Origin of the sequence: Sphingorhabdus sp. (assembly GCF_044357595.1) — a bacterium.
Lineage (GTDB): Bacteria > Pseudomonadota > Alphaproteobacteria > Sphingomonadales > Sphingomonadaceae > Sphingorhabdus_B.
This window is the reverse complement of sequence record NZ_JBIKPH010000017.1, coordinates 1-25,957: the sequence shown is the minus strand read 5'-3', so window position 1 is coordinate 25,957 and position 25,957 is coordinate 1. Positions and strand designations below refer to the sequence as shown.

The window sequence follows — 25,957 nt, the reverse complement described above, 5'->3', positions numbered from 1 at the left end:
CTCCTACTGCGGCCCCGACGCCAAGTCCTGCCCCTGCACCATTTGTTGCGCTCAAATTTGCGTATGAGGCACATCGCTTTTCAAACCGCGATGTGGTTCCAGAATACACATATGCAGGCGTGGTTTATTCAGGCGGACTGGCTGGCATATTCCCGCAAGGAAGTATCAGCGTAGATTTCCAGCGTGATAATTATCCCGAGGTCGTAGTGCCGCTCAATAAGGCGTACGGGACACCTGCATATGCCGCCATGCCCTATCTACTTCTATCAAATGCAAACGGACGGTTAATGTATAACGCGGCGCATAATGCAGCCATGCCTTCTGTCTTCGGCGCAAGACGGGCCGCAGTCTTATCGGTAGGTGGCAAAAACGCTGCCTTTTTTGTCGCCCACAATGTATCCGGCGTTTATGGAGATCCAAAGGCCCACGGTTCCGCAATTCTGCTTGGGCAAAGGGCTGGTGCAGTAACGACGCTATTGGACGCCCTCCCGCGGATCACAACCAAGCAAGGCTTGCCAGACAACGCTACCGACGCCCACTCGATGGCAACAGGTGACATAAATGGCGATGGTCTTGACGACATATTGATAGGAAATTGGAACCCATGGGGAGGTTTCCCGCCTACTATCTTGCTGCAAACGCCCAGTGGCCAGTTTACTACGTCTAGCAACAATTTTCCTGCATCCCTGCTGTCTATGCCTTTAATAAACCCGAATTCTGAGGGCAATGAGAACAACAACTTACTGCTTGATCTGCATTTTGCCGACGTTAATGGAGACAAATACGCTGATCTGATTGCTGGTTTCGGCCATGGCTCCACGCCGAGCTTTTTGTTCATAAACCGGAACGGTCAATTCAGTTTTGAAGACCGGATTGCTCTGCCCCCAAGCGTGTATGGCATTAACACCAGCTTGCATATGGCGACAAAAAACACCGACATTGACAATGATGGCGACCAAGATCTGGTCATATTATACTCGCGATACGTACCTTATTATGGCGGGAATTATATCCAAATTTTACGCAACGACGGCGGAAAGTTCACGGACACCACGGAAACTGCACTTCCCCAAGACCAGAGCTACATAATGGCCAAGCGGTTGGAGTGGTCATCTGATGTCTTCATGCGTGATCTTGACAAAGATGGGCTGGTCGACATCTTGCACGGCCTTAATGACGGGCGCCTGATGGTCTATTTTAACAAGGGCGCAGGGCAATTCACCAACCTGACCACAACACTGCGCAACAACGCTGTCGGTCGATTGGTTGCCGTTGACGACTTTAACGCAGACGGCAAACAGGAGCTGTCATATTTCGAATACACAGGTGGTTCGAGTACCGAAAACACCTTCGCCATAACCGTTTACGAACTGGACTTTCAAAAGTCATAGTGACTGTTACGGCTCCGGTGGCTGTTGTCAGGGGATTAAAGCCCCACGGCGGGAGCACTCGGATGTCCTGATGCAAACAAACAGCAGTAATCTAATACATTGGTGCTGAAGTGGAATAAGAGCGTAATTGGTGGCAGGGCTTGAATAGAACCTATAAATTATCAATTTGTTTTTTATTATTATTTTACTTGAACAAAATACATGGCCCACATTTTACCCCACACTTTTGCAACGCGTCAACTTGTTCTCTGCGTTTTTAAGGCGGCCGATGTGTCTATTTTTCTATTTTAGCGAAGGCCCGCACTGTCCGGCTCAAACTTTCGGAACCTTAAGTTGTATTTTGCGGACCCCACGCGCGCATTTACCTCAGCCCTTCGCGCGCGCGGGCGAAAAACTGGGTTAGCGATACTACTGCGGATACCCATCGGTCCCCCATAAGGTTTAGACTAGGGATCGCCTTACCCCCCTATCTCGCGTGCCTATCTGCCATACTGCTGTAAACGTTACGGTAAACTTACGGTCTTTGAACCATCTCGGCCCTTACAATAACCTTACAGCTGTTCATTATAATAAAAGCTTCGTTCAACCCCAAAAAAAGCTAGAAGCAGGCATTCGTCCTGCTTGGATAGCGGTAGCTTTGCGCCCATAATCGGTCATTAGATCGTTAAGTTTCGTTGCCCGTAAGCAGCCATCAGATCATATAAATGGCTTGGGATAACGCCATCATTGCCACTGGCTTCCAATCTAAACATATAGAGGCGGAGAACTTGTCTAAGCAGGAATTTTAAGGAGGAACGTCACATCGTTCCTGGCAATATCGTAGCGCAATGAGCCTTCGTGCATTTTGGCAACCTCATTGACGATAAAGAGGCCAAGTCCGTCCCCGCCGTAGCGGCTATCTGCACCGCGCTTATTTCGTGCAAATAGATCGCCATTCAACATGGATAAGTCGATAATATTGTTTGTGACAGAAAATTGTATGCTGAGACTGTCCTCATCAATTGCAACTTTGAAAACAATACGTGTGTCGGCCGGCGAGTATTTGACCGCGTTCTCTAACAAATTGCGGAGAGCCAAACGTAAAACAATAGGGTCAGCGTCGGCATATATATGTGCCTGGTCAAATTGCACATCGATACGGGACTGGCTTGATAGGTTGATATCCAGATAAGCAAGTTGCGACACATCGCAAATATCGACTAGTTTACGCTCAGCCTTCCGACTATTTGAAATCAGAGTGGCGCCAAGAATCGAGTTAGAGATAGAGGCCGTGATGGCATTCAAAACCGTGAGTGCATTGTTCAACTTTAGACCTACATTCGAACCAGTGGACCCAATTGCTGCAACATCGGCAGCAAGACTTTGCAATGCTGCCTGAGCCGTGTTCAGCGGTTGCCGCACTTCATGGGTGACGAGTTGCTTAATGGCGAAATCTTCTACAGCCTTGCCGAAGCCCAAATCCTGATCGAAGCATGGCGGCGGCATTACAATACTGTCAGACCACATAGCTCGCTTGGTTATCGCCCACCCGCACCACAGACCGTCCCTTGGCCAGTGCCGTCCTCCGGTTCCGCTTCGCTCCACCTACGGTCAACACTGGCCAAGGAGGCAATCATGCACTAACAATCAAACCGGACCACTCAATGGGGGCCGGTCAATTTTGCCGCTGATCCTACCCGTCAATTGAAGAGCCATTGCCAATAAATGAGCAATAGATTCTGGCCCCATAACGAATCCAATCTGGCCCTATCGCAGTTTTGACGATCTATTAGTCTAGGACAACACAAGGTGAGGTAAGTATGTCGGTTTTAGGCGTGGCTGGATTACAATTGGAACTTGCTGCTAGCGGGAACATGCCTGCAATTGAAGCCGAACTTCGCATGCTGAAACGACGGTTTAGTTGGGTCAGGTTGGCAGTTTTACCTGAATTATCTGCACACGGCGTCGATCTGGCAAATGCCGAGGAAGAGAGCGGTCCGACGGAGCGTCGCTTTGTTGACTTGGCTAAAGAGCTGGACATGTGGCTCGTGCCAGGATCAATTTTTCAGCGAAGGGGTGATCAGATCCGCAATGTAAGCCCAGTAATTGACAATCACGGGCAGATTATTGCCCGTTATGCAAAGATGTTCCCGTTTCTTCCATATGAAGTTGGCGTCACTCCAGGTAATGAACCGGTGGTATTCGACATGCCTGGAATAGGGCGGATTGGGATATCCAACTGCTACGACATGTGGTTTCCAGAAACGCTCCGTACACTCACGTTGATGGGCGCCGAATTGATCCTTCATCCCAGCTTAACGAACACGGTTGATCGCGATGTTGAAACGTCGATTGCACGCGCCAGCGCCGCAGTGCATCAATGCTTTTTCCTTGACATCAACGGTGCGGGCCGGATCGGAAACGGCCGTTCGGGCGCATATGGACCGGGTGGAACCGTAATCTACCAAGCCGGTGACGCGTATGATGTGTTGGCGTTCGAATTCGATTTGAACGAGGTGCGACGCGCCCGTGAGCGAGGTTGGCACGGACTGGGCCAAACCATGAAGAGTTTCCGCGATAGCGCGGTCGATTTCCCGCTACTTTCAAAGAATGGGCGGCACACTCCTACAATGCAGCAACTTGGGCCATTAAAGAAGCCAGGACAGTACGACGTCGCGTGTGAGGGCATGGGAATGGATCACGGCTTAATGCCTGATCCCAGCAAAAGGGGAATATGATGACTAAATTAAAATACCGACTAACAGCCTCGGCCGGATTTGCTGCGCTGGCATGTCTTCCTATCGGGATAACGCCCGCCGCGTTTGCCCAAACTAAAATCGATGACGCGCAAAGCCCGGTTGTCACGGAGGGCTCTGAAATCATCGTAACCGCAAACCGTCGCGAGCAGAGCGTGCTGGACGTTCCGTACAACATCAGTGTCATCGGCGGTGACTCCATCGAGGCGGCCCAGACGCTAGACAATGCCGAACTATTTCGATCAATTCCCGGGGCCACCGCGATTGATCAAGGGCCTCGAAACGGTGCACAGTTCAATAGCATCCGCATTCGCGGCCTTAATGTCGACGATGCAAATTTTGGCGATTATGCGGTTGCATCGGTTGCAACAGTATCAACCTACGTCAACGAAACTCCCGTTTATGCAAACTTGGCGCTCGTGGATATTAATAGGGTTGAGGTGCTCCGTGGGCCGCAAGGAACCCTATATGGTTCGGGTGCACTGGGCGGTACGGTCAAATACATTTTACAAGAACCGAAGCTTGGGAGGCTAGAGGGACGAGTTGCCGGATCGATAACAAATGTCCGCGGTTCAGGTTCTATCGGGCATCAGATAACAGGCATCGCTAATTTCCCAGTGGGTGACAGCCTTGCTTTACGGATAAATGTGCAGCGACAAGATTATCCAGGGATTACCGATTACACCAATTTGTACGAATTGACCCCCGAAGGTGTGCCTGTGCAGGCAGGCACAATTTTTACCACCGGGCCCAACTCAACCCGGTACACCAGCAAGAAAGATGCCGATACATATGGTAGCTGGTATGCGCGCGCCGCGTTGCGATTTGCTCCTAGCGAAGCCTTTGATGCCACCCTGAGCTATATTTATCAGAATGATAAATCAGGTGGGCGTCGCCAACCTTCGGGAGGACTTGACGGTACCGGCCGGGCATATGGCGAATTCGATAATGGCGCAGTTATTCTGGAGCCAGCAGATCGTGAGTTGCACCTCGGTTCTCTTGAAGCCAGCCTAGACCTTGGCTTTGCGACGTTGACTTCCGCCACCTCATTCTATGAGAACTCAGGTAGCAGCCAGAGCGACAATACTGGCTTTTACGCAAACGCGTTTGCCAATTTCTACTATTTCTACCCACGACCGCTGTACACGGCCGAACGTACCTTCGGAGATGAGGCATTCGTTCAGGAGGTGCGGCTGGTTTCTACAGGGACTAAACGTTTCGACTGGGTGTTGGGAGCTTATTATCAGAACCAGACGCGTCGCTCGAGCCAAGTAAGCGATCTGGTTGGCTTTCAAAATTATGCCGCAGCATTTTTTGGCACAGGCGCGTTCGTAGGCACCGACAACATCTTCACATATCGTCGTACAGACAAGTTCAAAGACTTCGCTCTATTCGGCGAATTGACATTTAACATCACCGACAGGCTGCACTTGACCGGAGGCCTTCGCTATTTCGATAACACATCGAATGTGACGACGTTCGTTCGCACGGGAGCTTATAATAGTATCGCGGGATCTGTAGAGACGCCGTTTCGCAGCAAGGACAGTGACGTATTATTCAAGATTAATGCTTCGTTCGAATATGGCGATGACGACTTGCTCTATGCAACGGTCTCCGAAGGGTATCGCCGCGGCGGCAATAATGGCGTGCCGATCATTGGGCGTTTCGCTAATAATCCTGCATTCTTAAACTATCAGCCCGACAGCGTCACCAACTACGAATTAGGCGTCAAGGGTCGCATTTTGAATGGGATGCAGTACGACTTTAGTCTTTACAATATTGACTGGCGCGATCCGCAGTTCAACACATCTGCCCCGGTCGGTTCATATTTCGTGGTGCTTAATGGTGACCGCGCTCGCACGCGAGGCCTGGAGGCGCAAATTTCGGGCCGAGTTGGGCCGAACCTCGGCTACGCTCTGGGATATGCTTATGTGGATGCGCAAGTGCGGCAATCATTTATCGATCCGCTCGGCAATGTCATCGCAACGCCAGGCTCACCACTACCCGGGATTCCCAAACATGCGGTCTCGGTCGCCGCCGACTACACCGTTCCTATCAATGACAAATTATCAAGCATCTTTCGCATAGACGGATTTTATCAATCGTCGACGCAAAATGTGCTCGACCAGACAGTGAGTGATTCCCGTAAATTTGGATCATTTTCAGTTTGGGACCTGACCACGACATTGGCATCGGGACAATGGAGTGTTTCTCTGTTTGTGAAGAACGTGTTCGATAACAAAGGGGTGACGGGCGCATTTACTGGCGACGCATTCGGGCCGAATGCGGTTGCGCAATTTTATGGCAGCAACGCGCGGACCTTTATCACGTTACCGAGGACGATCGGAATAGCCGGACAGTTCAGCTTCTAGCCAATGGTTGCCCGGCCATCTTCGCAGTCAGGCTGGAAGTCTGAAATGACGACTGTCCGCTTGGCGATGCAGGCCGGGCAATATCTCGCCGCAAACGAAGCTATCGAACGTATAGAGGCTGAACATTACACCGACGAGGAGGCGATGCTGGGGATTGGCGAGTGTAGGACTCATCTCGGCCAGCACGTGCTCGCGGAACGGGCATGTCGAGCGGCCCTGAAGGCGGCACCGAATTCTACCCGGGCAGCTTATGCATTAGCTTCTGTTCTGGTTGCGACGGGGGACATCGATGAAGCCGACACTCTTTACAGTCGGGTGATTGCAGAGTCTCCCCGCGATTGGGATGCATGGACAAATCGGTCCACTCTTCGTACCGCTACTCCGGAACGGAATCACGTTTCAGCTATCCAGCAAGCTCTGCGCGCAGCAGGGAACAACCCGGACGCGGCCGTTGCGCTGGGATATGCGCTCGCAAAGGAATTAGAAGATCTGGGTGAGTTTGATGCGGCTTTCACCCATCTGGCAAACGCAGCCCAAATCCGCCGATCGCGAATGGCGTACAAGGTCGATGCGGATGTTCGCACAATGGCTGCGATAGCCGATGCGTTTTGTGTCAAACGTCTTGCGAAAACGCCGTTAGCCGTTGACGAGAAAGGGCCTATTTTTGTATTGGGCCTGCCGCGCAGTGGAACGACGTTGGTTGATCGGATACTTGCATCACATGCCGATATTACAAGCCTCGGGGAACTTCAGGATTTTCCGCTTGCGTTGATGCAAACCAATTCGGATGTTTCGGATAAAACGTCGCTTATCAACAAAAGTGCGCAAATGGACCATGCGCACCTTGGCAGTGAATATCTGCGTCGGATCAACGGACTTTCCGTCGCGCCAGGTTTTGTTATCGACAAGGCGCCGCTGAATTTTCTTTACATTGGCCTGATCGCACTTGCGCTACCCAACGCTCGCATCGTCCATGTCAGACGCGGGGCTATGGACAGCAGTTACGCGATGTTCAAATCGCTGTTTCGCATGGGGTATCCTTTCAGCTATTCTCTAACTGACCTTGCTGCATATCGCATCGCATACGCTGATTTAATGGCGCACTGGCGGCATGCCTTGCCGACTCGAATGGTCGAGATTGATTACGAACGGCTTGTGCGTAACCCCGAAGATGAAACGCGACGCATGCTAAATGAACTGGGAATCAGGTGGGACGAAGCTTGCTTGAGCCCTCATCATAACGTGTCCCCGGTTGCCACCGCCAGCGCCGTGCAAGTTCGCGCGCCCATTCATGATCGCTCGGTCGGCTTATGGCGCAAATATGAACAGCACCTCGCTCCGCTCGCAGCGGCGTTGACCGCTGCGAACATTTCGCTGGAAACCGGAGGAACTTGATGTTTCGCATTGTAATAGGGTTTTTAGTATTCTTGCTGCCAACTGCGCCTGCATCGGCAGAGCAAATCCTGCTGGCGGATTTCCAGTCCGGCACTGCTGCCGGATGGATAGCACGAGGGTCTGGCGACGTCCGAGTGACTCAATATCAGAGCAATTACTCGCTTCGTCTGCAATCGCGTGCAGAGGCGCTCACTGCGTTTCGCGGCACGGACAAAGTGAACATTGCGGTATCAGCGCAAATCGCGGCGCAAGGGCTTGGCCCACGCGATGCCTGTTTGGTCGAAGCGAGCGCGGACAAAGGTCTCAACTGGTTTGAAATAGGCAGAATCGAAAAGGGTCAAGACGATGCCGTAACGTTTTACAATCGGCGCGCAATCGTGCCAGCGCTCGCAGGAGCCGATCCGGCTTATATCCGATTACGCGCCGAACTTAACAACACCGATGCCGCCTGCTGGTTCGATACCATACTTGCTGATGGCCGAGCAGAAAACGCAGAAACTCGTACGCCGTTTTCACCAGCCTTTCTGCTGGGAAACGATAAGTTGAATTCGCCGCGCGACCTGAGTGTTTTTGCTCCTCCTGCAAGGGTTGCCTCGGGCGCGTCGCTGAATGGTACGATAAAAATTACGCCAATAGGCGGCAGCGGTGGATCACACGTTCTGGTCGATCGGGCTAATTACGCGCCTAAAAGTCCCAATCTCGTCAAGCCCCCTTTGGTCGAAATTGGCATGATTTCTGATGGTGCAACGCTGATCCCGGCATTCCGCAGTCCGATCAAGTCCGATCATCAAGACTGGGAATGGATTATAAGTCCAGGCACAAGCTGGACCGAGCCTGATGATGCTGGGTGGAGCCGTGCTGCCATCCCATTCGCCTTGCAAGAACGCAATGCCAACTGCACCCATAACGGAATGCTCACCTTTCTTTACAGAGCCGATGGCTCGACTTCGCGCGCAGCTTGGGAAGTGGTTGGCGAAACATGTGCGTATCTGAAGTTGGATATGTGGGGGATGGCAACGGTCGATTTAAACACCGAGCCTCTTAAACACGGCGACCTGCTGGTAAAGGCCCACCGGGTAGAAGTCGCAAGCCGTGTCCCGACCCGACCTATAGCAGAAATTGGCAGCATATTCCCCGGTGTGTCGCCCATGCAGTTTGGATCGGCTAGCGAAATAAATCCAGCAAACATGACCGCCTTTGGGGTGTTTGCCGGGGGAATACACTGGGTCGGCGAATGCATGACGCGTTACGGTGCCTATCCATTCTGCGATGTCCTGGCGCTGCCATCTTATTCCTTGGCCAAATCAATGGTTGGCGGTTTGGGACTAATGCGGCTGGAATTGCTTTACCCTGGATCAAGCGAGGAGTTTATCGGTTCAAATGTGCGCTGGTGCGGAGGATCGAAATGGACGGATGTCACCCTGTCACAGGCGCTTAACATGACCACCGGTAATTATGACAAGCTCGGTTATGATCTTGACGAAAGTGGAGAGAAGATGCCAGAATTCTTTGCCGCGGACAGCCGGGACGAACGGGCGCGTCTGGCTTGCGCGATGTTCCCCCGGCAAGCGGTGCCCGGGACACAATGGGTATACCATACCATCGACACCTATCTGCTTGGTGTGGCGATGCAGAATATCTTGAAAAGGCGGAAGGGTACCGAAGCCGATATTTACAGCGAGTTGATTGTCGATCCCATCTGGCGAAAAATTGGCCTTAGCCCTGTTCTAGACGATACAAAGCGCAGCTATGACAACGCTCGGCAGCCGTTTGTCGGTTGGGGGCTAACGATGCATCGCGATGACGCGGTTCGATTTGCTCAATTTGTGGCCGGGGGCGCTTTGGAAAATGGCAAAGCTGTTGTCGATCCTAAAATGCTTGCAGCTGCGTTGCAGCGCAATCCTGCCAATCGCGGCGCCGAAGCCGGCTCTCCCGATCAGCGGTATAAAAACGGATTTTGGGGATGGAACATATCTCGTGCGATCAACTGCCCATCAGCCGTCTGGGTACCATTCCTGCCAGGCTTTGGCGGTATCAGCATTGCCATGTTTCCAAATGGTGTGATTTATTATTATTTTAGCGACGGCCATGAATATGCTTGGCGGCAAGCCGCCTTGGGCGCAAACGCAATCACGCCGATGTGTGGCAAATGAGGACCGCCCCGATCATGCAGCGGAAGGTTGATCCCGAAGGACTCGCAGCCGCAGCCTTTCTCGCCTTTCTGGCAACTGCAGGTCTGTTCTACGTCAACATAATGGCTGCAATTGTCGATGGTTTGGTCAGCGGCCTGGCGTTTACTGACGCGCAAGCAGGACAGGTTGCGGCGGTGAATACCTATGGCGCTGCTTTTGGTGCGGCTGTTTCGATTTTCACTATCGCACGATTTGACTGGAGAAAGACATCAATTCTATGCTTGGTCATTCTTGTAGCGATCGACCTTTTGTCCATCCTGAGCACTACACCGATGACTATGATCGGTATTCGAACATTACACGGTCTGGTCGGTGGATTGTTGATCGGCACCGGCATGGGTGTCATCGGACGCACCGCCAATCCCGATCGAAGTTTCGGGATGCTGCTTTTTGTTCAGTTTGGTCTTGGCGGCCTTGGTGTCATGTTTCTCCCGCGCCTTGTGCCGCTGTACGGTGTGGCGCCGCTGTTTCTATCGCTAGCATTGTTCAGCCTCGTTACATTGTGTATGATGCCATTTCTGCCAGATTATCCGCCACGTTCTGTTGCTGCGCCGATTAAGAAGGCTGGCACCGTGCAATGGACACCACTGGTACTAGCCATAAGCGCCTTATTCCTGTTTCAGGCGGCGAATATGGGTCTGCTTGCTTATATATTCCGACTGGGGACCGAATCGGGGCTCTCGCGCGACATGACCAGCGGCGCTCTGGGTCTTGCAACATGGGTCGCTCTGGCCGGACCATTGTTGGTAATGGTTCTCGGCCGTCGGTTTGGGCGATTTCCACTGCTTTTGGCAGGAATGCTCCTGACACTGGGCGGAAACGCACTGTTTCATTGGTCGCAATTTGGCGAGGTCTATTTGCTGGCCAACTGCGCAACGGGGATCACCTGGGGGCTGGTAGTGCCATATCTTTTCGGAATGACCGCTGAATTTGACGGAACCGGGCGAACCGCTGCTGCTGCAAGCGTCATTTCTAAATTGGGGCTGGCATCGGGCCCCCTCGTTGCATCGATGATGCTGGGTGGAGGGGCAGGATTCGCCGAATTGATCAACACCGCCCTCGCAGCGCTGGTGTTGGCGATGTTGTTGATGCTGCCTCCGGCAATCATGCTTGATCGCAGCGCGCGACGGCCTTCTGAGCTTCTTCCACAAGGTAAAGTAACGGCATGACCATATTGTATGAACCCAGAGCCATGATTGGTGGCCGGTGGTTGGATGCCTCCGACGGCAGACGTTTCGAAGTGCTCAACCCGAGCGATGGCGAAAAATCGACGATGTGGCCGATTGTGGCGAAGTGGAAGCCGACACTGCGATTGCGGCGGCATCGGACGCGCTGCCGGCGTGGCGTTCGCGCACTGCGGCGGATCGGGCATCACTACTGCACCGCTGGAACCACTTAATTTTGGAAAATGTTGATGCTCTCGCCGCATTGATCACCTCAGAAATGGGTAAACCATTGGCGGAGGCAGCCGGAGAGGTTCGTTATGGCGCAAGCTTTGTCAGCTGGTTTGCAGAAGAAGCGCGCCGTGCTTACGGCGAGGTAATTCCCTCACCGTGGCCCACCACACGCATCTTGACACTGAGGCATCCAGTGGGTGTCGTGGCGGCGATAACGCCTTGGAATTTCCCTGTGGCAATGGTGACACGCAAGGTTGCGCCCGCGTTGGCTGCCGGCTGCACCTTGATACTGAAGCCCGCCGAGGACACTCCATTATCAGCGCTTGCGCTTGCTGAACTTGCCCGGCAAGCCGGCATTCCCGACGGTGTGTTCAACGTGGTGCCGACTGCGCGCGCTGCTCTCGTGGGAGACCGCTTACTCGATAGCCCTGAAGTCCGCAAAATTTCCTTCACCGGATCTACAGAGACGGGGCGTAAATTGCTGGCGCGTGCAGCAACGACCGTCAAGCGCGTGTCGATGGAACTTGGCGGTAACGCGCCCTTTATAGTTTTTGACGACTGTGATCTCGACGCGGCGGTCGCTGGCGCTATGTCGTCCAAATATCGCAATGCGGGCCAAACCTGTGTCTGCGCCAATCGTTTTCTTGTACAATCGGGTATTCATGACCGGTTCGTTGAACGACTGATCGATCGCACCCGGGAACTAAGGGTAGGAAATGGTGCTAATCCCGAAACGACCGTCGGACCTCTCATAAACCTGCGCGCGGTTGAAAAGATTAACAAGCTCATAGAAGCGTCCAGAGAAGCGGGTGCGAGTGTGGTGCTTGGTGGCAGACAGCACTCGCTCGGCCAGCTATTTTATCAGCCTACTATAGTGACAAGGGTCACTCCGGCTATGCCGCTCTGGTCGGAAGAAACTTTCGGACCGGTTGCATCGATTCTTCGCTTCGATACCGAGGAGGATGCCATCAGGCTCGCCAATGGGACGCCGTTCGGGCTAGCCGCCTATTTTTACACAACCAATTTGGCGCGTTCATGGCGCGTCGGGGAAGCGCTAGAATATGGCATGGTAGCGATCAACGAAGGCATTTTGTCCACTGAGGTAGCGCCGTTTGGGGGCGTGAAACAGTCTGCGGGAGGGTTCATCCCACGGACTGAACGAATATCTCGACATTAAATATCTGCTTATGGGCGGCCTCGCTGCCAACGGAGAACCTGTATGACCAACAATGAGACATTGAAGCGTAGACGGGACGCTGCGGTTCCGCGTGGCCTAGGTACATCCCATCCGGGAGTTTTCGCAGAGCGTGCGAAAAATGCAGAAATCTGGGATGTTGACGGTCGACGATTCATTGATTTTGCCTCGGGAATTGCTGTTACTAATTTGGGGCATGCCCACCCGGAAGTTGTTGCCGCTGCAATTCAGCAGGCACAACAATTTAGTCATGTGTGTTTTCAGGTTACTCCTTACGAGGCTTATGTTGCTTTGGCTGAACGTTTGAATGACCTTGCTCCTGGCATGTCGCAAAAAAAGACGATATTCTTTTCGACGGGTGCGGAAGCTGTAGAAAACGCGGTCAAGATTGCACGTGCGGCAACCGGGCGGCCCGGTGTCATTGCCTTTTCAGGCGGGTTTCACGGACGTACCATGATGGGTATGGCGCTTACTGGAAAAGTAGTGCCTTATAAGATCGGGTTCGGTCCCTTTCCAGCTGATATCTACCATGTTCCATTCCCAACACCATATCTAGGCGTAAGCGAAGATGACAGCTTGGCCGCAATCGAAATGCTGTTCCGTGCCGATGTGGATCCTTCTCGGGTGGGCGCCATCTTGTTAGAACCTGTGCAGGGTGAAGGTGGCTTTTACCCAGTCAGTGCAAGCTTCATGCGAGCGTTGCGTTCAATGTGCGATAGTCACGGCATATTACTCATCATCGATGAAGTACAAACCGGCTTTGCCCGTTCCGGACGCATGTTCGCGACCGAGCATTTCGGGGTCGAACCTGATCTAATGACAGTTGCCAAATCAATTGCGAACGGTTTTCCGCTCTCGGCTGTGGTCGGCAAGGCCGAGATAATGGATGCGCCTCACCCCGGGGGACTTGGCGGCACCTTTGGAGGATCGCCGGTTGCCTGCGCGGCAGCCCTTTCTGTTTTGGACATTATCGAGCGTGAATCGCTATGCGCGCGAGCCAGCTGGATCGGCGAACGTATCGCCGACCGAATGGCTGTGCTCGCGCTTCATGACAATGGCATTGGCGATATCAGGGCGCTGGGCGCAATCAGCGCGATCGAACTGGTAATGGACGGCGACCCGGGCCGACCAGACCCAGCGCGCACATCAGCACTGGTGGCGGCAGCTCGGGAACGGGGCCTATTGCTACTCCAATGCGGGGTGCGCGGCAACGTCATCCGTTTCCTGCCCCCGCTGACTATAGAGGAGGCGTTGCTTGATGAGGCTCTCGAGATAATAGCTGAATCATTGGCTGAAACAGTTGCGGTTAAGACGTTAGCGTGAAGGTTGCATCGATCTTTTCGCTTGTGGCAGCTCTGCTAATCGCTGGTTGTTCGCAACATCGTCAGAATGCCGACTTAGTTATTCACGGAGGGCCGATTTTTTCGGCTCAGGCGAACAACAAGATTTACCAAGCTATGGCAATCAAGGACGGCAAGATTGTTTCGGTGGGCGACGAGCAATTGGTACGGCAAGTGAAGGCACGTCAGACAATTGATCTGAAGGGCCGGTTTGCAATGCCGGGTTTCAACGATGCCCACTCGCACATCCGAGGTCGTGCAAAACGATACATTGATCTTTCGGAAGTCACATCGATTGCGGAACTGCAAGCACGAGTCAGTAACAAAATTGCGGAACTCCCGGCCGGGGAATGGATAACGGGTTATGGTTGGTCCGAGGATAGGTTAGCAGAAAAGCGCAAGCCGACCCGCATCGACTTGGATAGCGCGGCGCCCGACAATCCTGTCTTTCTCGACCGCGAAGGGGGGCACAGTGGTGTAGCCAATACAAAGGCACTGACGCTCGCAGGATTGACATCTTCGAGTCAAGACCCAGAGGGCGGTCAGCTGGAAAGGATGGCCGACGGTTCACTGAGCGGGATAATACGCGAGAACCGTACCATTGTATCCAGCCTCGTTCCGGATGCTGAACCAGCCGAAATACGAGCCGATCTGGCCAAGCGCCTGAATGCGCTGTTTAGCTTGGGGATCACAAGCGTCACAGACGCTTCGACATCAGTTGACGATTACCGGTCAATATGGCGACCACTTTATGCGAACGCCGCGCAACCGCTGCCTCGCGCAACTGTCCAGATTAATCCTGATCTTGTTCATCGTGGACCGCAAGGCGCGATAGCGGAGCTTGCGGCGCTTGGAGCAGTTACCGGAGGCGGTAATGAGTTTCTGAGGATCGGTGCTGTCAAAGTTTTTGTTGACGGTGGCTTTACCGGTCCTGCAGCATGGACGACGAAAGGGTATCGGAATGATTCCGATTATCATGGAGCGGCGGCAGTCGATTTGCAGGCACTCGAGATATTTTCAGCACGTGCTCATATGGCGGGTTGGCAACTGGGCTACCATGCAATCGGGGACCTTGCGATTAAGCGCACGGTGGAAATGTTTGATTGCATTCTGACGGCAAACCCGAGAGACAACCATCGCCATCATGTTAATCATTTTAGCGTTCTGCCTGATGACCCCTCGTTAAAGACGATGGCGCGTCAACAAATTGGCATAATCCAGCAGCCCAATTTCACCTTTTCGCTAGAAGGAAGATACCGTACATATTTGCCGGACGATGCTCTCGCACACAATAATGCTGTAGCAACGCCGCTTCGGAACGGTATTAAAATGGCTTTTTCCTCAGACATTATTCCGATTGACCCGCGAGTGGGAGTATATGCTGCGGTGACTCGGGCGGGTATATCCGGAGCCATTTACGGCCCAGACGAAGCAATCGACGTCCCCCTAGCGCTGCGGTTGTATACCGCGGGGGGGGCTTGGATGAATTTTCGCGAGAAAGAAGTTGGTGAAATCGCGCCCGGAATGGCAGCCGATATCATCATTATCGATCGCAATCTGTTGGCAGTAGCACCAAAGGACATCCTGGATGCTAAGGTCGATATGACATTTATCGGTGGGAAAATCGTTTTTGATCGTGCAAAACAAGGTCCATCTGGGTCTTATCGCCGCTGATGTCGAGCACATCACACGGTAGCAATCGCGGTTTGCTTTTATCTTTGGACCGTGGTGGACCGCTCTCGTTACAGCAGCAAATTCGCAGACAGATCTTGGCGGCGATTTCAGCCGGGGCGTTTCCTCCGGGATGGAAACTTCCCTCATCGCGCAGCCTGGCGCTCGAACTTGGTATTTCGCGCAACACGGCCGCGCTTGCTTACCAAGAGCTGGTTTCGGAAGGACATCTTGCGACGCGAGAGCGTAGCGGTATTTTCGTAACCATGCTTGGTCAGTCAGCTTCGATTGTGCAAGATCCTGTGCTCGGTGCCGCCCAAATTTCCAAGCCTGCTGAGTTTGGCGCGGGCGTTGGATCACCGGAAGGGCTGCCTGAGCATTGGCGCTTGCCACCCGATTGGCAGCGATACCGTTTTCCCTTCATTGACCAGCGTTATGATAGGTCCATGTTTCCTGCATCTGAATGGCGGGAAGCTAGCCGCCTGGCTCTTGGAACCGTGGATATCGCCCATTGGACTAATACGGATGAAGATGCGGACGACATGGCGCTAATCGACCAGATCCGTGCTCGAATATTGCCACGCCGGGGTATAATCGCTGCTAACGACGAAATCTTGATTGTAGGTAGTGAACAGCAGGCACTGTTTCTTATTGCAAAGACACTTTCAAACCGATTGCGGCGCATTGCAATAGAGGACCCAGGTCTTCCGCACACGCGCGAAGCTCTCAAGTTGGCAGGCGCTAAATTGAGTTACCAGCCGGTGGATGATGAGGGTATGGTCGTAGACAATCGATTATTCGATTGTGACGGGGTTTACATCACACCTTCGCGACAGCGCCCAACCGGGGTTACGATGTCGCTAACACGCCGTATGGCCTTGCTCTCGCTTGCGGCTAAACGCAATCTTTTGATTATAGAGGATGATTTTGATAGCGAGACAACTGTCCTAGGAAAGCCGCTCCCCGCGATACGCGCCATGTCTGGTGCAAAAGACGTGTTCTATATGGCCAGCCTTTCGCGAGCACTCGCACCAGGTATCAAGCTGGGCATATTATGCGGTCCGGCACAATGGATCAGTGCGGCGCGCAAGGTACGCGATTTGGCAACCCATCGACCGTCTTCCATGACCCAGGGGGCGGCCGCTCATTTTCTTGCACTTGGGCACTATGAGGCTATGAATTCACGCGTGTTGCGGGTGGTAGAGGAACGGTTGCTGGCACTACGTGACGCGATTAACCACTACATGCCGCAATCAATGGCAGAGCCGTTGCCTCAGTCGGTAGCGATTGCGCCTGCTGTTGGCGGCAGCACAGTTTGGGTGCGCGGACCTGCCTCGTTAGATGCCCGTCGACTAGCAAAAGCCCTCAAAAGCAAGGGTGTATTGATTGAACCAGCGGCTGGCTATTTTGCCGGATCAAACCCGCCCCTGCATATGTTTCGGCTTGGAGTCTCCGGAATTCCGACTGACCGCATTCGTGAGGGTGTGGCACTGATTGCCGAAATGATGCGTAAGATGTCCGAGAGCCCAGTGCTGAGGCTTGACTGTACTCCAATTCCTGGTGCGGATATTGCGGCTCGATTATCCGGAGCGACACTATCGTATCGCACAGTCTATGGTGACCCGTGCACGATGGAATTGCATGAAGACGGAACACTGGAAGGCCGTGCCGGATTTGCAAACGAGGAGCAGGATACCGGACGATGGTGGATTGAAGGAGATATGTGGTTTCGCCAGTGGACACTATGGGCATACGGTGAACCCGCAGGATTTGGTGTTGCCATAAAGGGTGATCAATTGCTTTGGCTCGATAGCAACGGTCGACAGGTGGACTCTGCGGTAATAGCATCGTGCAAAGGTGCTTCTGTCGTCATTCCCAATCATAACTAAGGTTAAAGCGCAACAGCGTGATGGGTCAGTCATCCTGTTCGGTAGAACGGTGTTGCTGCTGATCTAGCGGTAAGTTTCACAAAATGCTTAAAAAATATATCGTATGTCCGCCGTTTTTAGTGGGAGCAGGCTCTCGATTTTCCCGGATGGACGCCTGCAATGCCCCCTCTCGAACCATAAACCGGACAGTTAGCACACCGCACAATGGTCGCCATCAACAGCATGAACTCGAGCGGGTGAACGGACGTCAGCTATTAAGGAGCCAGTAGTTACGAACGAACGGCAGCAATGTTAGCGGGAGCAGCCAGGCGTACTTGCCGGCCTAAACGGCAGCTTTTCATCGATCTATGCCTAGAAGCAGACGGACCACTCCCGGCCCAGAAACGGAAGTTGAGAGAATGGCAGCTTTAAACAGCCGCCCCGCCCCTTTTACAACGTCGACAAATTATTCATGAAATGTCGATGTATCCTGTGATGTTTATCGACCGGCCGCAACGTTTGCCTATAACGCGGCCTTGGGCCTTTACCCTTTCAAGTTTGAGCGCAGCGCTCGCATAGGGTGCCGTGCCTTTGATAAGATAGCCGACCACTTCTGCAAGATTTGCCAGATATAGCACTAGGTTGCTTTCATGGGCGTTGACTGTCCGGCCAATGCGGGTCGTTTTGATTGTGCCAGCCTGGTATGACCTGTCAGATATAAGCTGCATCCACCTCTGCACCCGTTGCCCTTGCCACATGTAACCGGCCGGTAAGTGCAGCAAGATATGCACATGGCCACCGATAATTGGGCCATGCTCCCGCGTCCAAATATAGGCAATATCGCCGCCGATCGTTTTCCTCACATGGTCGCGCAACAGGGTTATAAGTCTGCCAATGGCTTTCACTGCATCAACATCAATTATACCTTGCTGTTCCAGCCGGACTGTCAAATGTCGCGTTAGCGGTTTGCCAATGTGAAGCGCATATTGCGCCGCTGCAATCAGGCCCTGGGCTTGTCGAAGTGTAAGATAATCGCTTGTTGCCATCGCTCGATTGCCAGCACCGCCATGCCTGAATAACGGCCGCTTCATGTTAAGTAGGCACGCACGTATAACTATAACTTGAAAGGCAAGGACCATGCCAAGGCGAGAAAGCGGCTGGAATGCCTGCATTTTGGGTGTTGCCCCCAGTGGCGAGACGCCGATGAAAAAATTCTGTCATTTATTATGTATCCCAATGACTTAGCTAACTCACTCCCCCAAGCGTTCCCATGTTCAAGTGGACGGCTGCGAACAAGCTTGATGCGAGTAAAAAGAGGGGGTGACTAATATTGCCACCCCCCTCAATAGTTGCGACGCTGTTTAAGGCGTTTTAAGCCCCGCTGGAGCCATATCGGCTAGATATGCACCAAGTGCCGCATAAAGGTCCGGAAGGGCCTCTAGAGGTATCGTGACGCCCTGCCGGGTAGGTTTCAAACTATTACCGTCAGAATACCATTTGCGGAAGTTGGCAAATGTCTTTCCGCCATGCTCGCTAATCTGCACTAACACTGTATCGCCCCGGTGGGGGTAGGATAGCAAAGTTCGGGCACTCACGCTGCATCCCCTGCCCAGCCGACTTGGCAAGGCGTTTGCAGAACATAGCGACCATGCCACCCAACGCCATCGGGTTCGCGCAGTATCTCAATTGCCCGACAACAATAGTGGCGCAACCGGTGCATCTGACCACCCAACTGGTATACCCAGCTATACATTTCTAGCGCAGTAATGCATTTAGTGTGCGCCTGCACTAGTGCTGGTGACGTGAGGCTGCCCTCTCTTGAAGCAATGGCAACGCGACCTGTGGGAGTATAGAATGATAGTGCTTTAGGCTTGCACATTCGTTCGCATTGAGAGTAAGATGAATAAGTTGCAATGCTCGCTTGCGTTGTGACATTAGCAAAGCCGGAACCCGCTGCAACGGGTCCGGCTTTTTTGCTTATTTGGGTGTCGGTCAAGTTCATGCTGCACCTTCCATCGCTGCTTGCTCGATAAGGCGGTCAATGCTGCGGAGCGTAACCAGTCGCCGCGTTCCGATAGTTAGGGTTTCAAGAAAACCTTCGGAAATTAACTCGTAGGTTTTTGTTCTGCCTATTGCCAGTAACTGCCCCGCCTTAACCACGCCAACCAATCGGGGTTGGAGATATTTTTCTTCAAATGTCATATGTCTATCCTTATTTGACTGCATTGCACCGACCGAAGTGTCCGCCCAATATTCCAGAGATAGGCCGATGCCTCGGCGGCGCTAGGAAGCTATTTGAAATTTTTTTATTCCCTAATAGCCCCCTTCGCTATTTGCACGGCTTCCTGCAATACTTCGCCAAGGTTCAACCCGTCAGCTTTTCCGTGCAATGTTTGATAAATTCGCTGGTAAAAATCTGGCCATGGATGTTGTTCACCATACTCGATAGCCCAGTTATTCGCTCGCGCTGACCTGCCGAATGCCTGTTCAAAAATAGGCGTCAAACCCATTGCAAAACGGACCCGCAACCCCTGGGATTCTTTTTGCCGCCATTTCGCTGACTGGGTTTCGGTTCCCACCTGCCACGTGGCGTGGTCAAGAATTTCCGTTAATTGTAACAACGGCGTGGTCAGCTTGACACGAAAATCATCGGGGCCAAAAGTAAAATAGCCTTCAGCTGGCGACTCAGCCGAAATTTCATCATGGCTTTCGAAATATCCGAAGGCCGACCAAAACGCGGCTGTTTCAGAAGTGCTAGCAAGACCTTCAATGCCTTCGAGTAATTTCTTGCCGAGGTTCGATAGCCTACTAAGTTCTAAGCGAGCTTCGGAATTACTTTGTCGCAGTGGCCCGGTTGATCGCCGTTCGCGGCTTAGGTTAGCCTTATCCTGAATTGCACGGGTAAGCCGGGCGATATCCCAACCTTCTACAAACGGAAGCGCAAAATCCGCTAAAGCTGCACTGATGCGTTCGGACGTAATCGATGCAATCCATCGGTCCGTTAAATGCAGACTATCGACCAAATCGGATTCGACGTCACCATTTCCATTCATATATATGTTTCCCAAACGTTCCGTGAACGAAACAGGCTAGCACGTGGAATTAGCTTTTGTCGGCTGCCTCGCCAATCAACACACAATATATGATTGTATTATCAAACAGCGCTTCAATTTTTGTGCAGCCGAAAAGAGACGATTGGCGCGGCGCGGCAAACGCTCGCACAGTAGGTTCCCCAAGCGTCCATAAGACGAACTCGATCCCCAGGCTTGTCCAGTGTTCCCAGATATGTTGTCCGGCGATAGGCGGCTTGCACCGCGTCTGGCGTTTTATGCGCCAACGCCGCTTCAACAACGGCTTCTGGGAACCCTTCATTGGCTGCCCAGTCGGTAAAGGCAGAACGAAAGCCGTGCACATGAAATGGCTCACCGGCGTCGCGAAGAACCTTCAATAGGGTCATATCGGACATTGCCCTACCTTCTGCGCCCGGAAACACATATTCGCTTCCCGCTAGCCGCAAAGCGGCTGCACGCTGCAAAACCGAGACGGCCGCTTGGGATAATGGCACGATATGCGCCTTTGCCCGTTTCATATGGTCGGCTGGAACAGCCCAGAGACCAGCTTCCAAATCAAATTCATCCCATGTTGCCAGCCTTGCTTCCTGCGAACGCACACCTGTCAGGATAAGCAATTCGAGCCCCAGCCGCCCATAGGAATGTTTCCTTTGAAGGGCAGCAATGAAAGAGGGAATTTCCGCATAGGGCATGGCTTTGCGATGAACCTGTTCCTTCACCTGCCTTGGCAATCCCCGACCCGCTTTTAGGCTGCCGTTACCAGATGGCGCTTCACTGGAGCGCCATCCCTTTGCATGGGCATAATCGAGCACCACACAAATACGGTTGCGCACCTGACGCGCGGTTTCGGGAATGTCCTGCCATATAGGGTGAAGCGTGGTGATGATATCGGCCGCCACTATCGCCCCCGTCGTTTTTTCGCCTAACTTGGGGAAGGCATAGTTTTCAAGCGCCGCCAGCCATTGGCGCGCATAGGTTTTGCTCTTCCAGCCTTTTTCATTCTCGGCATGGTATTGCTTGGCAGCTTCGCGAAAGGTCACCTGCGCGGCTGCGGCGTCTTTACGTTCAATTAATATGTCGCGCCGCTCCACCTTTACCGCGTTGCGTTCTTTTCGGGCTTCCGTTCGTGCTGTCTCGAGCGTGATTAGCTTTGCGCTGCCCAGACCAATGTCGCTGCGCTTTCCATCGCGCTGCACACGCAACGTCCATTGTGCACTAGCTGCGCGACCTTCCTTATCGGCGCGCACTTTCAAAATCAGCCCATCGCCGTCTTGATACGTGCCCGGAACCTTCATCGCTGCTTTAACTGAAATTGCTGTTAGCTTGCCCATAATCCTGCCCCACACTTTTAAGGCCAAATTTGAATATAGAAAATGTGGGGCAAGGCATTTCCTGTCCCACATATGTCCCACACCCTAACGCGGTTATGAGCAAATACAAGCGAATAGGTACGTATCGATACGGGCACTTAAACCGCACTAAACCACGTCTTTCAGCGGTTAATGGCGGTTAATGCTGAAAGGGTAATTGGTGGACAGGGCTGGATTCGAACCAGCGTACGGAAAACCGGGCAGATTTACAGTCTGCTGCCTTTAACCACTCGGCCACCTGTCCACATCTTCGTCGGGGCATCATGTGTTGGCATGAGGGCCGGTCCCGCATAAGAAGCAGCCCAATGGCGAAAGGGCCCTTGCCTGTCAATGCCTCAAGTGGGAAAGGGGCCAGAACGTCCTCTTTTTAATTAACAGGTAAATGAAATGTCTTCTCATAAAAGCCACCGGCGCCGTGGTGCAGCCGCCATAAGCGGTAATCCCAAATTTTATGGGCGGCATGCCGTCTATGCCGCGCTCGATAATCCCGAGCGCCGCCTTATCAATTTATGGGGAACACGCGAGGAAATCGGCAAAATCGTCGTGCCTGACGGGTTGACCGTGCAATATGCCGAGGTGAATGATTTGGCGCGCTTTGTGCCTAAGGATGCACCGCATCAGGGCATTGTGCTTGAAGTTGCGCCGCTTGAGGATGTGTGGCTGACGGATGCGCTTGCCGTTGCCAATGACGACAACAGGCCTTTACTGATCCTTGATCAAGTGACTGATCCGCACAATGTCGGCGCGATTTTCCGAACCGCTGCTGCCTTTGGTGCCGTTGCAGTTGTTACGCAAGACAGGCACTCCCCACCCGAATCAGGCGCCTTAGCCAAAGCAGCGTCCGGCGGACTTGAAGTCATGCCGTGGGTGCGTGTGGTAAACCTTGCCCGCGCGCTCGAGGAAATTGCCGAGGCTGGCTATTGGAGAATCGGCCTGACAGGCAATGCGGAGGTAACGTTGGACCAAGCGCTCACACCCGGGCGCAACGCGCTTGTACTGGGCGCCGAAGGCGATGGGATGCGCCACAATATTCAAGAACATTGTGACCAGCTGGCAAAATTGCCGATGAGCGGACAGATGGAATCCCTGAACGTCTCCAACGCGGCGGCGATTGCGCTGTACGCGGCGACCGTAAGGCGCGGATGAAGGGCCACGCTAATGGGCATTCCGGCACAGCAGCTTCATGCCGCACTTGACGCGCTGGCAGCTATTGAGCCGGGCATCTCCTCGGCACTCGCCGTAACAGGCTATCCCGACGAACGGATAAGCGCACCGGGCCATGCCACATTGTTGCGCACAATAGTTGGGCAACAAGTGAGCGTCGCGTCAGCGGCATCGGTCTGGAACAAGTTGGAGGCCTTGCTGGGCGCAGGTTGCCCGCCGGAGCGGTTGCTGGAGCAGGATTTCGATGCGTTGCGCGGCTGTGGCCTAAGCCGACAGAAACAGGGCTATGCCCGGTCGCTGGCGGAACTGTTGCTGTCGGGCGCGTTGCCGCTCGACGCCTCGCCCACCGATGATGAGGAGGCGATTGCCTATCTCACGCAAGTGAAGGGCATTGGCCGCTGGTCGGCAGAAATCTATCTGCTGTTTGCCGAGGGCCGCGCCGACATCTGGCCCGCGGGCGACCTTGCGGTTCAGGAAGGCGTTGGCCGCTTGTTAAAGCTTGCGGTACGGCCTTCCGAAAAGGAAATCCGCGCCATCGCCGAACGCTGGCGCCCGCATCGCGGGGCTGCAGCGATTTTTACTTGGCATATTTACGCCAAGAACTTCGAAGCGATTTAGCTTTAGGTCTTTGTTCAGGCGCATGATTTGCGTCGACACAGCGGCTAAAAACTTCGTTGAATTCTTCATAATCAGCAATAACCAATATCAAACTATAAGCACTCCTCAAGCCCTTAAGGTGCGTCCAGGCTGTGCAACATCTGCAATAATCAGTTGACGTTTCAAGCAAATTGATGTCGCTGACAACCATGTGAGTAAGAGAGGAATCATCATCATGTCGACAGCACAAAAAAGCATATTCATTACAGGCGCTGCGTCTGGCCTTGGCCGCGAAGTCGCCCGCTATTTTGCAAATATGGGCTGGTTTGTGGGTCTGGCGGATATTGATGAAAAGGGTCTGGATGACACCGCAGCCTTGCTACCAAAGGGCGAATATTCCCGCCACAGGCTTGATGTCGCGGACCGTGCGCAATGGAAAAAGGCCGTTGCCGCATTTGCCAAGCACACCGATGGCCATATGACCGTGTTGTTCAACAATGCCGGAATCGGCGCTGGTGGTCCCATTCAGGACATGACCGACGAAGATATTGACCGCATGATCGCGATTAACCTGACCGGCGTCATCAGCGGCACGCGCGCGTGCTTCGATCTGCTCAAAAACACTGCCGACGCGTGTGTGCTGTATACCAGCTCAGCCGCAGGCATTTACGGCTCGGCTGGATTAAGCGTCTATAGCGCCACTAAATTCGCGGTGCGCGGACTTGCCGAGGCGCATGATATTGAATGGCGTCCATATGGAATCAAGTCACGCAGCCTTATGCCCGGCTTCATCGACACCAACATCATCAGTAATGTCGACGCCAGCAGCAATATGACGGGCAAGGAAAGGCTTCAGTCCGCAGGCGTCGAGGTCAGCCCCGTCTCGATCATTGGTCCCGCCGCATGGGAAGCGATCCATGGGGAAAAGGTGCACACGCCAGTCAACAAAATGGCAAAGCAGCTTGCCTTTTCAGCGCGCTGGTTCCCCAACCGCTTACGCAAGCAATTGGGCCTATTGGGCGGCCTTGGGGATGTGGTGCAGCTTAAGCCGTGATGGCATCAATGGCGGTGGCAAGATTAATGTCACGTTGTGACAATCCGCCTGCATCATGCGTGGTCAGCAAAATGTCGACGCGGTTGTATACGTTGAACCATTCAGGATGATGGTCCGCTTTCTCGGCCAAGATGGCGACGCGTGTCATGAAACCGAACGCCTCGGCAAAGTCGCCAAAGCGCAAGCTACGGCGGATGCCTTTGGCGTCAGCATAATAGGTCCATTGCGGCAATTGTTGCATCGCTGCATCGCGAGCGGTGTCATCCAGTCTTGAAACCTGCATCTGATAATCCTGCTTTTGCAATTGAACGAATTCATGCCTAAGTCGCGATATGTCATCCCGTCAAGCATCCTTGCCGTCGCTTAGCCTTGAAAATGTCGCGGTCATTCGCGGTAATCGTCTGGTATTATGTGACCTGACGGTATCTGCGCGCGCAGGTGACATCATCTGGATAAGGGGTGCCAATGGATGTGGAAAATCCACTCTTCTGCGTCTTGTTGCAGGGTTGCTAACGGTTACGTCCGGTGCGGTGAAAGCCGAAGGACGCATTGCCCTTGCCGATGAAAGCCTTGCGCTTGATGCGAATGTGACCGTTAAGCATGCGTTACAATTTTGGGCAGACATGGACGACGCATCAGCGTCGGAACGCAGCGCAGCCTTGGCAGATATGGATTTACAAGGCCTAGCTAAAATCCCGGTGCGCTTTCTTTCCACCGGGCAGCGCAAGCGTGCAAGCATTGCGCGGGTATTGGCATCAAATGCAGAGATCTGGTTGCTCGACGAACCCTATAATGGCCTCGATAGCGCAAGCTGCGCCCGCCTTGATCAAGCGATTACCAGTCGCGCAGCGTCGGGCGGAATTATCCTTGTCGCCGCACATCAACCGCCCTCCATCAATGTTGCGCTTAGCCTTGTGCTCGACAACCAAGGCGTTGCCGCATGAAGAGCTTCATCGCTCTGGTCACCCGCGAGGTGCGCCTTGCTTGGACAGGTGGTGGCTTGTGGCTTCCTATCGTCTTCTATCTCGCAGTGGCCACGCTCTTTCCCTTTGTCACCGGTCCGGACAAGGCGCTGCTGGCGCGGACGGGCGGCGGTATCTTGTGGATAGCGGCGCTGTTGGCGACGCTTCTGCCCATTGAGCGCC

General features: G+C 53.3%; 22 protein-coding genes, 1 tRNA gene and 1 pseudogene. 16 read left to right on the top strand and 8 right to left on the bottom strand.

Going from position 1 to position 25,957, the window contains the following annotated elements; translation table 11 throughout:
- The coding region (locus ACIQ2T_RS03760; RefSeq protein WP_397589645.1) for an FG-GAP repeat domain-containing protein at nt 1-1,391 on the top strand (1,391 nt) is incomplete at its 5' end.
- Between the two features lie 771 nt (nt 1,392-2,162).
- Here ACIQ2T_RS03760 and ACIQ2T_RS03755 read toward each other — a convergent pair.
- The gene (locus ACIQ2T_RS03755) at nt 2,163-2,876 is read right to left on the bottom strand and encodes a sensor histidine kinase (RefSeq protein WP_397589644.1); all 714 of its coding nucleotides are present in this window, start codon (nt 2,874-2,876) and stop codon (nt 2,163-2,165) included.
- Here ACIQ2T_RS03755 and ACIQ2T_RS03750 point away from each other — a divergent pair.
- The 10 genes and pseudogenes from ACIQ2T_RS03750 to ACIQ2T_RS03705 form a co-directional block, all read left to right on the top strand.
- Nucleotides 2,802-3,014, top strand: a pseudogene (locus ACIQ2T_RS03750) (transposase); the annotation flags it as partial. The gene ACIQ2T_RS03755 and the pseudogene ACIQ2T_RS03750 sit on opposite strands and share 75 nt — an antisense overlap.
- A 176-nt stretch (nt 3,015-3,190) precedes the next feature.
- A complete protein-coding gene (locus ACIQ2T_RS03745; RefSeq protein ID WP_397589643.1) occupies nt 3,191-4,108 on the top strand; it encodes a carbon-nitrogen hydrolase family protein in 918 nt (305 codons plus the stop codon).
- Nucleotides 4,108-6,498 (top strand): TonB-dependent receptor, encoded by a 2,391-nt coding sequence (locus ACIQ2T_RS03740; RefSeq protein ID WP_397589642.1) that lies wholly within the window; start codon nt 4,108-4,110, stop codon nt 6,496-6,498. The genes ACIQ2T_RS03745 and ACIQ2T_RS03740 overlap by 1 nt, the downstream gene beginning before the upstream one ends.
- 45 nt (nt 6,499-6,543) lie before the next feature.
- A complete protein-coding gene (locus ACIQ2T_RS03735) occupies nt 6,544-7,893 on the top strand; it encodes a sulfotransferase (protein WP_397589641.1) in 1,350 nt (449 codons plus the stop codon).
- The gene (locus tag ACIQ2T_RS03730; RefSeq protein WP_397589640.1) at nt 7,893-10,046 is read left to right on the top strand and encodes a hypothetical protein; all 2,154 of its coding nucleotides are present in this window, start codon (nt 7,893-7,895) and stop codon (nt 10,044-10,046) included. The genes ACIQ2T_RS03735 and ACIQ2T_RS03730 overlap by 1 nt, the downstream gene beginning before the upstream one ends.
- Before the next feature lie 14 nt (nt 10,047-10,060).
- Entirely contained in the window at nt 10,061-11,254 is a 1,194-nt protein-coding gene (locus ACIQ2T_RS03725; protein ID WP_397589639.1) for an MFS transporter, read from the top strand.
- Between the two features lie 106 nt (nt 11,255-11,360).
- On the top strand, nt 11,361-12,659 hold the full coding sequence (locus ACIQ2T_RS03720; RefSeq protein ID WP_397589638.1) for an NAD-dependent succinate-semialdehyde dehydrogenase: 1,299 nt from the start codon (nt 11,361-11,363) through the stop codon (nt 12,657-12,659).
- A 42-nt stretch (nt 12,660-12,701) separates the two neighbouring features.
- Nucleotides 12,702-14,000 carry a 4-aminobutyrate--2-oxoglutarate transaminase gene (gabT, locus tag ACIQ2T_RS03715; RefSeq protein ID WP_397589637.1) on the top strand — a complete coding sequence of 433 codons (1,299 nt, stop codon included), beginning with the start codon at nt 12,702-12,704 and terminating at the stop codon, nt 13,998-14,000.
- Nucleotides 13,997-15,691, top strand: coding sequence for an amidohydrolase (locus ACIQ2T_RS03710; RefSeq protein WP_397589636.1), 1,695 nt, complete (start codon nt 13,997-13,999; stop codon nt 15,689-15,691). Before gabT ends, ACIQ2T_RS03710 begins: the two co-directional genes overlap by 4 nt.
- 32 nt (nt 15,692-15,723) lie before the next feature.
- Nucleotides 15,724-17,577 carry a PLP-dependent aminotransferase family protein gene (locus tag ACIQ2T_RS03705; RefSeq protein ID WP_397589635.1) on the top strand — a complete coding sequence of 618 codons (1,854 nt, stop codon included), beginning with the start codon at nt 15,724-15,726 and terminating at the stop codon, nt 17,575-17,577.
- 449 nt (nt 17,578-18,026) lie between these two features.
- Here the strand turns inward: ACIQ2T_RS03705 and ACIQ2T_RS03700 are convergent, their stop codons facing one another.
- The 6 genes from ACIQ2T_RS03700 to ACIQ2T_RS03675 all read right to left on the bottom strand — a co-directional run bounded on the left by ACIQ2T_RS03700 (nt 18,027) and on the right by ACIQ2T_RS03675 (nt 22,241).
- A complete protein-coding gene (locus ACIQ2T_RS03700) occupies nt 18,027-18,602 on the bottom strand; it encodes a hypothetical protein (protein WP_397589634.1) in 576 nt (191 codons plus the stop codon).
- Between the two features lie 315 nt (nt 18,603-18,917).
- Complete coding sequence (locus ACIQ2T_RS03695; protein WP_397589633.1) at nt 18,918-19,151, bottom strand: transcriptional coactivator p15/PC4 family protein; 234 nt, start codon at nt 19,149-19,151, stop codon at nt 18,918-18,920.
- A 403-nt stretch (nt 19,152-19,554) separates the two neighbouring features.
- Nucleotides 19,555-19,758 carry a DNA-binding protein gene (locus tag ACIQ2T_RS03690; RefSeq protein WP_397589632.1) on the bottom strand — a complete coding sequence of 68 codons (204 nt, stop codon included), beginning with the start codon at nt 19,756-19,758 and terminating at the stop codon, nt 19,555-19,557.
- A gap of 104 nt (nt 19,759-19,862) precedes the next feature.
- Nucleotides 19,863-20,609 carry a hypothetical protein gene (locus tag ACIQ2T_RS03685; protein WP_397589631.1) on the bottom strand — a complete coding sequence of 249 codons (747 nt, stop codon included), beginning with the start codon at nt 20,607-20,609 and terminating at the stop codon, nt 19,863-19,865.
- 113 nt (nt 20,610-20,722) lie between these two features.
- Nucleotides 20,723-21,958 carry a tyrosine-type recombinase/integrase gene (locus ACIQ2T_RS03680; RefSeq protein WP_397589630.1) on the bottom strand — a complete coding sequence of 412 codons (1,236 nt, stop codon included), beginning with the start codon at nt 21,956-21,958 and terminating at the stop codon, nt 20,723-20,725.
- 197 nt (nt 21,959-22,155) lie between these two features.
- A tRNA-Tyr gene (locus ACIQ2T_RS03675) sits at nt 22,156-22,241 on the bottom strand.
- A gap of 143 nt (nt 22,242-22,384) precedes the next feature.
- Between ACIQ2T_RS03675 and rlmB the strand changes: the two genes are divergently transcribed.
- From rlmB to ACIQ2T_RS03660, 3 genes are all read left to right on the top strand, one after another.
- On the top strand, nt 22,385-23,143 hold the full coding sequence (gene rlmB / locus ACIQ2T_RS03670) for a 23S rRNA (guanosine(2251)-2'-O)-methyltransferase RlmB (RefSeq protein WP_397589629.1): 759 nt from the start codon (nt 22,385-22,387) through the stop codon (nt 23,141-23,143).
- A gap of 12 nt (nt 23,144-23,155) precedes the next feature.
- Nucleotides 23,156-23,779, top strand: coding sequence for a DNA-3-methyladenine glycosylase family protein (locus tag ACIQ2T_RS03665; RefSeq protein ID WP_397589628.1), 624 nt, complete (start codon nt 23,156-23,158; stop codon nt 23,777-23,779).
- 214 nt (nt 23,780-23,993) lie between these two features.
- Nucleotides 23,994-24,812, top strand: a complete 819-nt coding sequence (locus ACIQ2T_RS03660) for an SDR family oxidoreductase (RefSeq protein ID WP_306063631.1) — start codon at nt 23,994-23,996, stop codon at nt 24,810-24,812.
- On the opposite strand, the gene ACIQ2T_RS03655 is transcribed toward ACIQ2T_RS03660, so the two are convergent.
- The gene (locus tag ACIQ2T_RS03655; RefSeq protein ID WP_397589627.1) at nt 24,802-25,095 is read right to left on the bottom strand and encodes a 4a-hydroxytetrahydrobiopterin dehydratase; all 294 of its coding nucleotides are present in this window, start codon (nt 25,093-25,095) and stop codon (nt 24,802-24,804) included. The genes ACIQ2T_RS03660 and ACIQ2T_RS03655 overlap by 11 nt on opposite strands.
- Before the next feature lie 49 nt (nt 25,096-25,144).
- Here ACIQ2T_RS03655 and ccmA point away from each other — a divergent pair, with 49 nt between their 5' ends.
- Both ccmA and ACIQ2T_RS03645 read left to right on the top strand, forming a co-directional pair.
- Nucleotides 25,145-25,756 carry a heme ABC exporter ATP-binding protein CcmA gene (ccmA, locus tag ACIQ2T_RS03650; RefSeq protein ID WP_397589626.1) on the top strand — a complete coding sequence of 204 codons (612 nt, stop codon included), beginning with the start codon at nt 25,145-25,147 and terminating at the stop codon, nt 25,754-25,756.
- Nucleotides 25,753-25,957, top strand: a 205-nt coding sequence (locus ACIQ2T_RS03645; protein ID WP_397589625.1) for a heme exporter protein CcmB, incomplete at its 3' end; no start/stop codon positions are given. The genes ccmA and ACIQ2T_RS03645, both read left to right, overlap by 4 nt.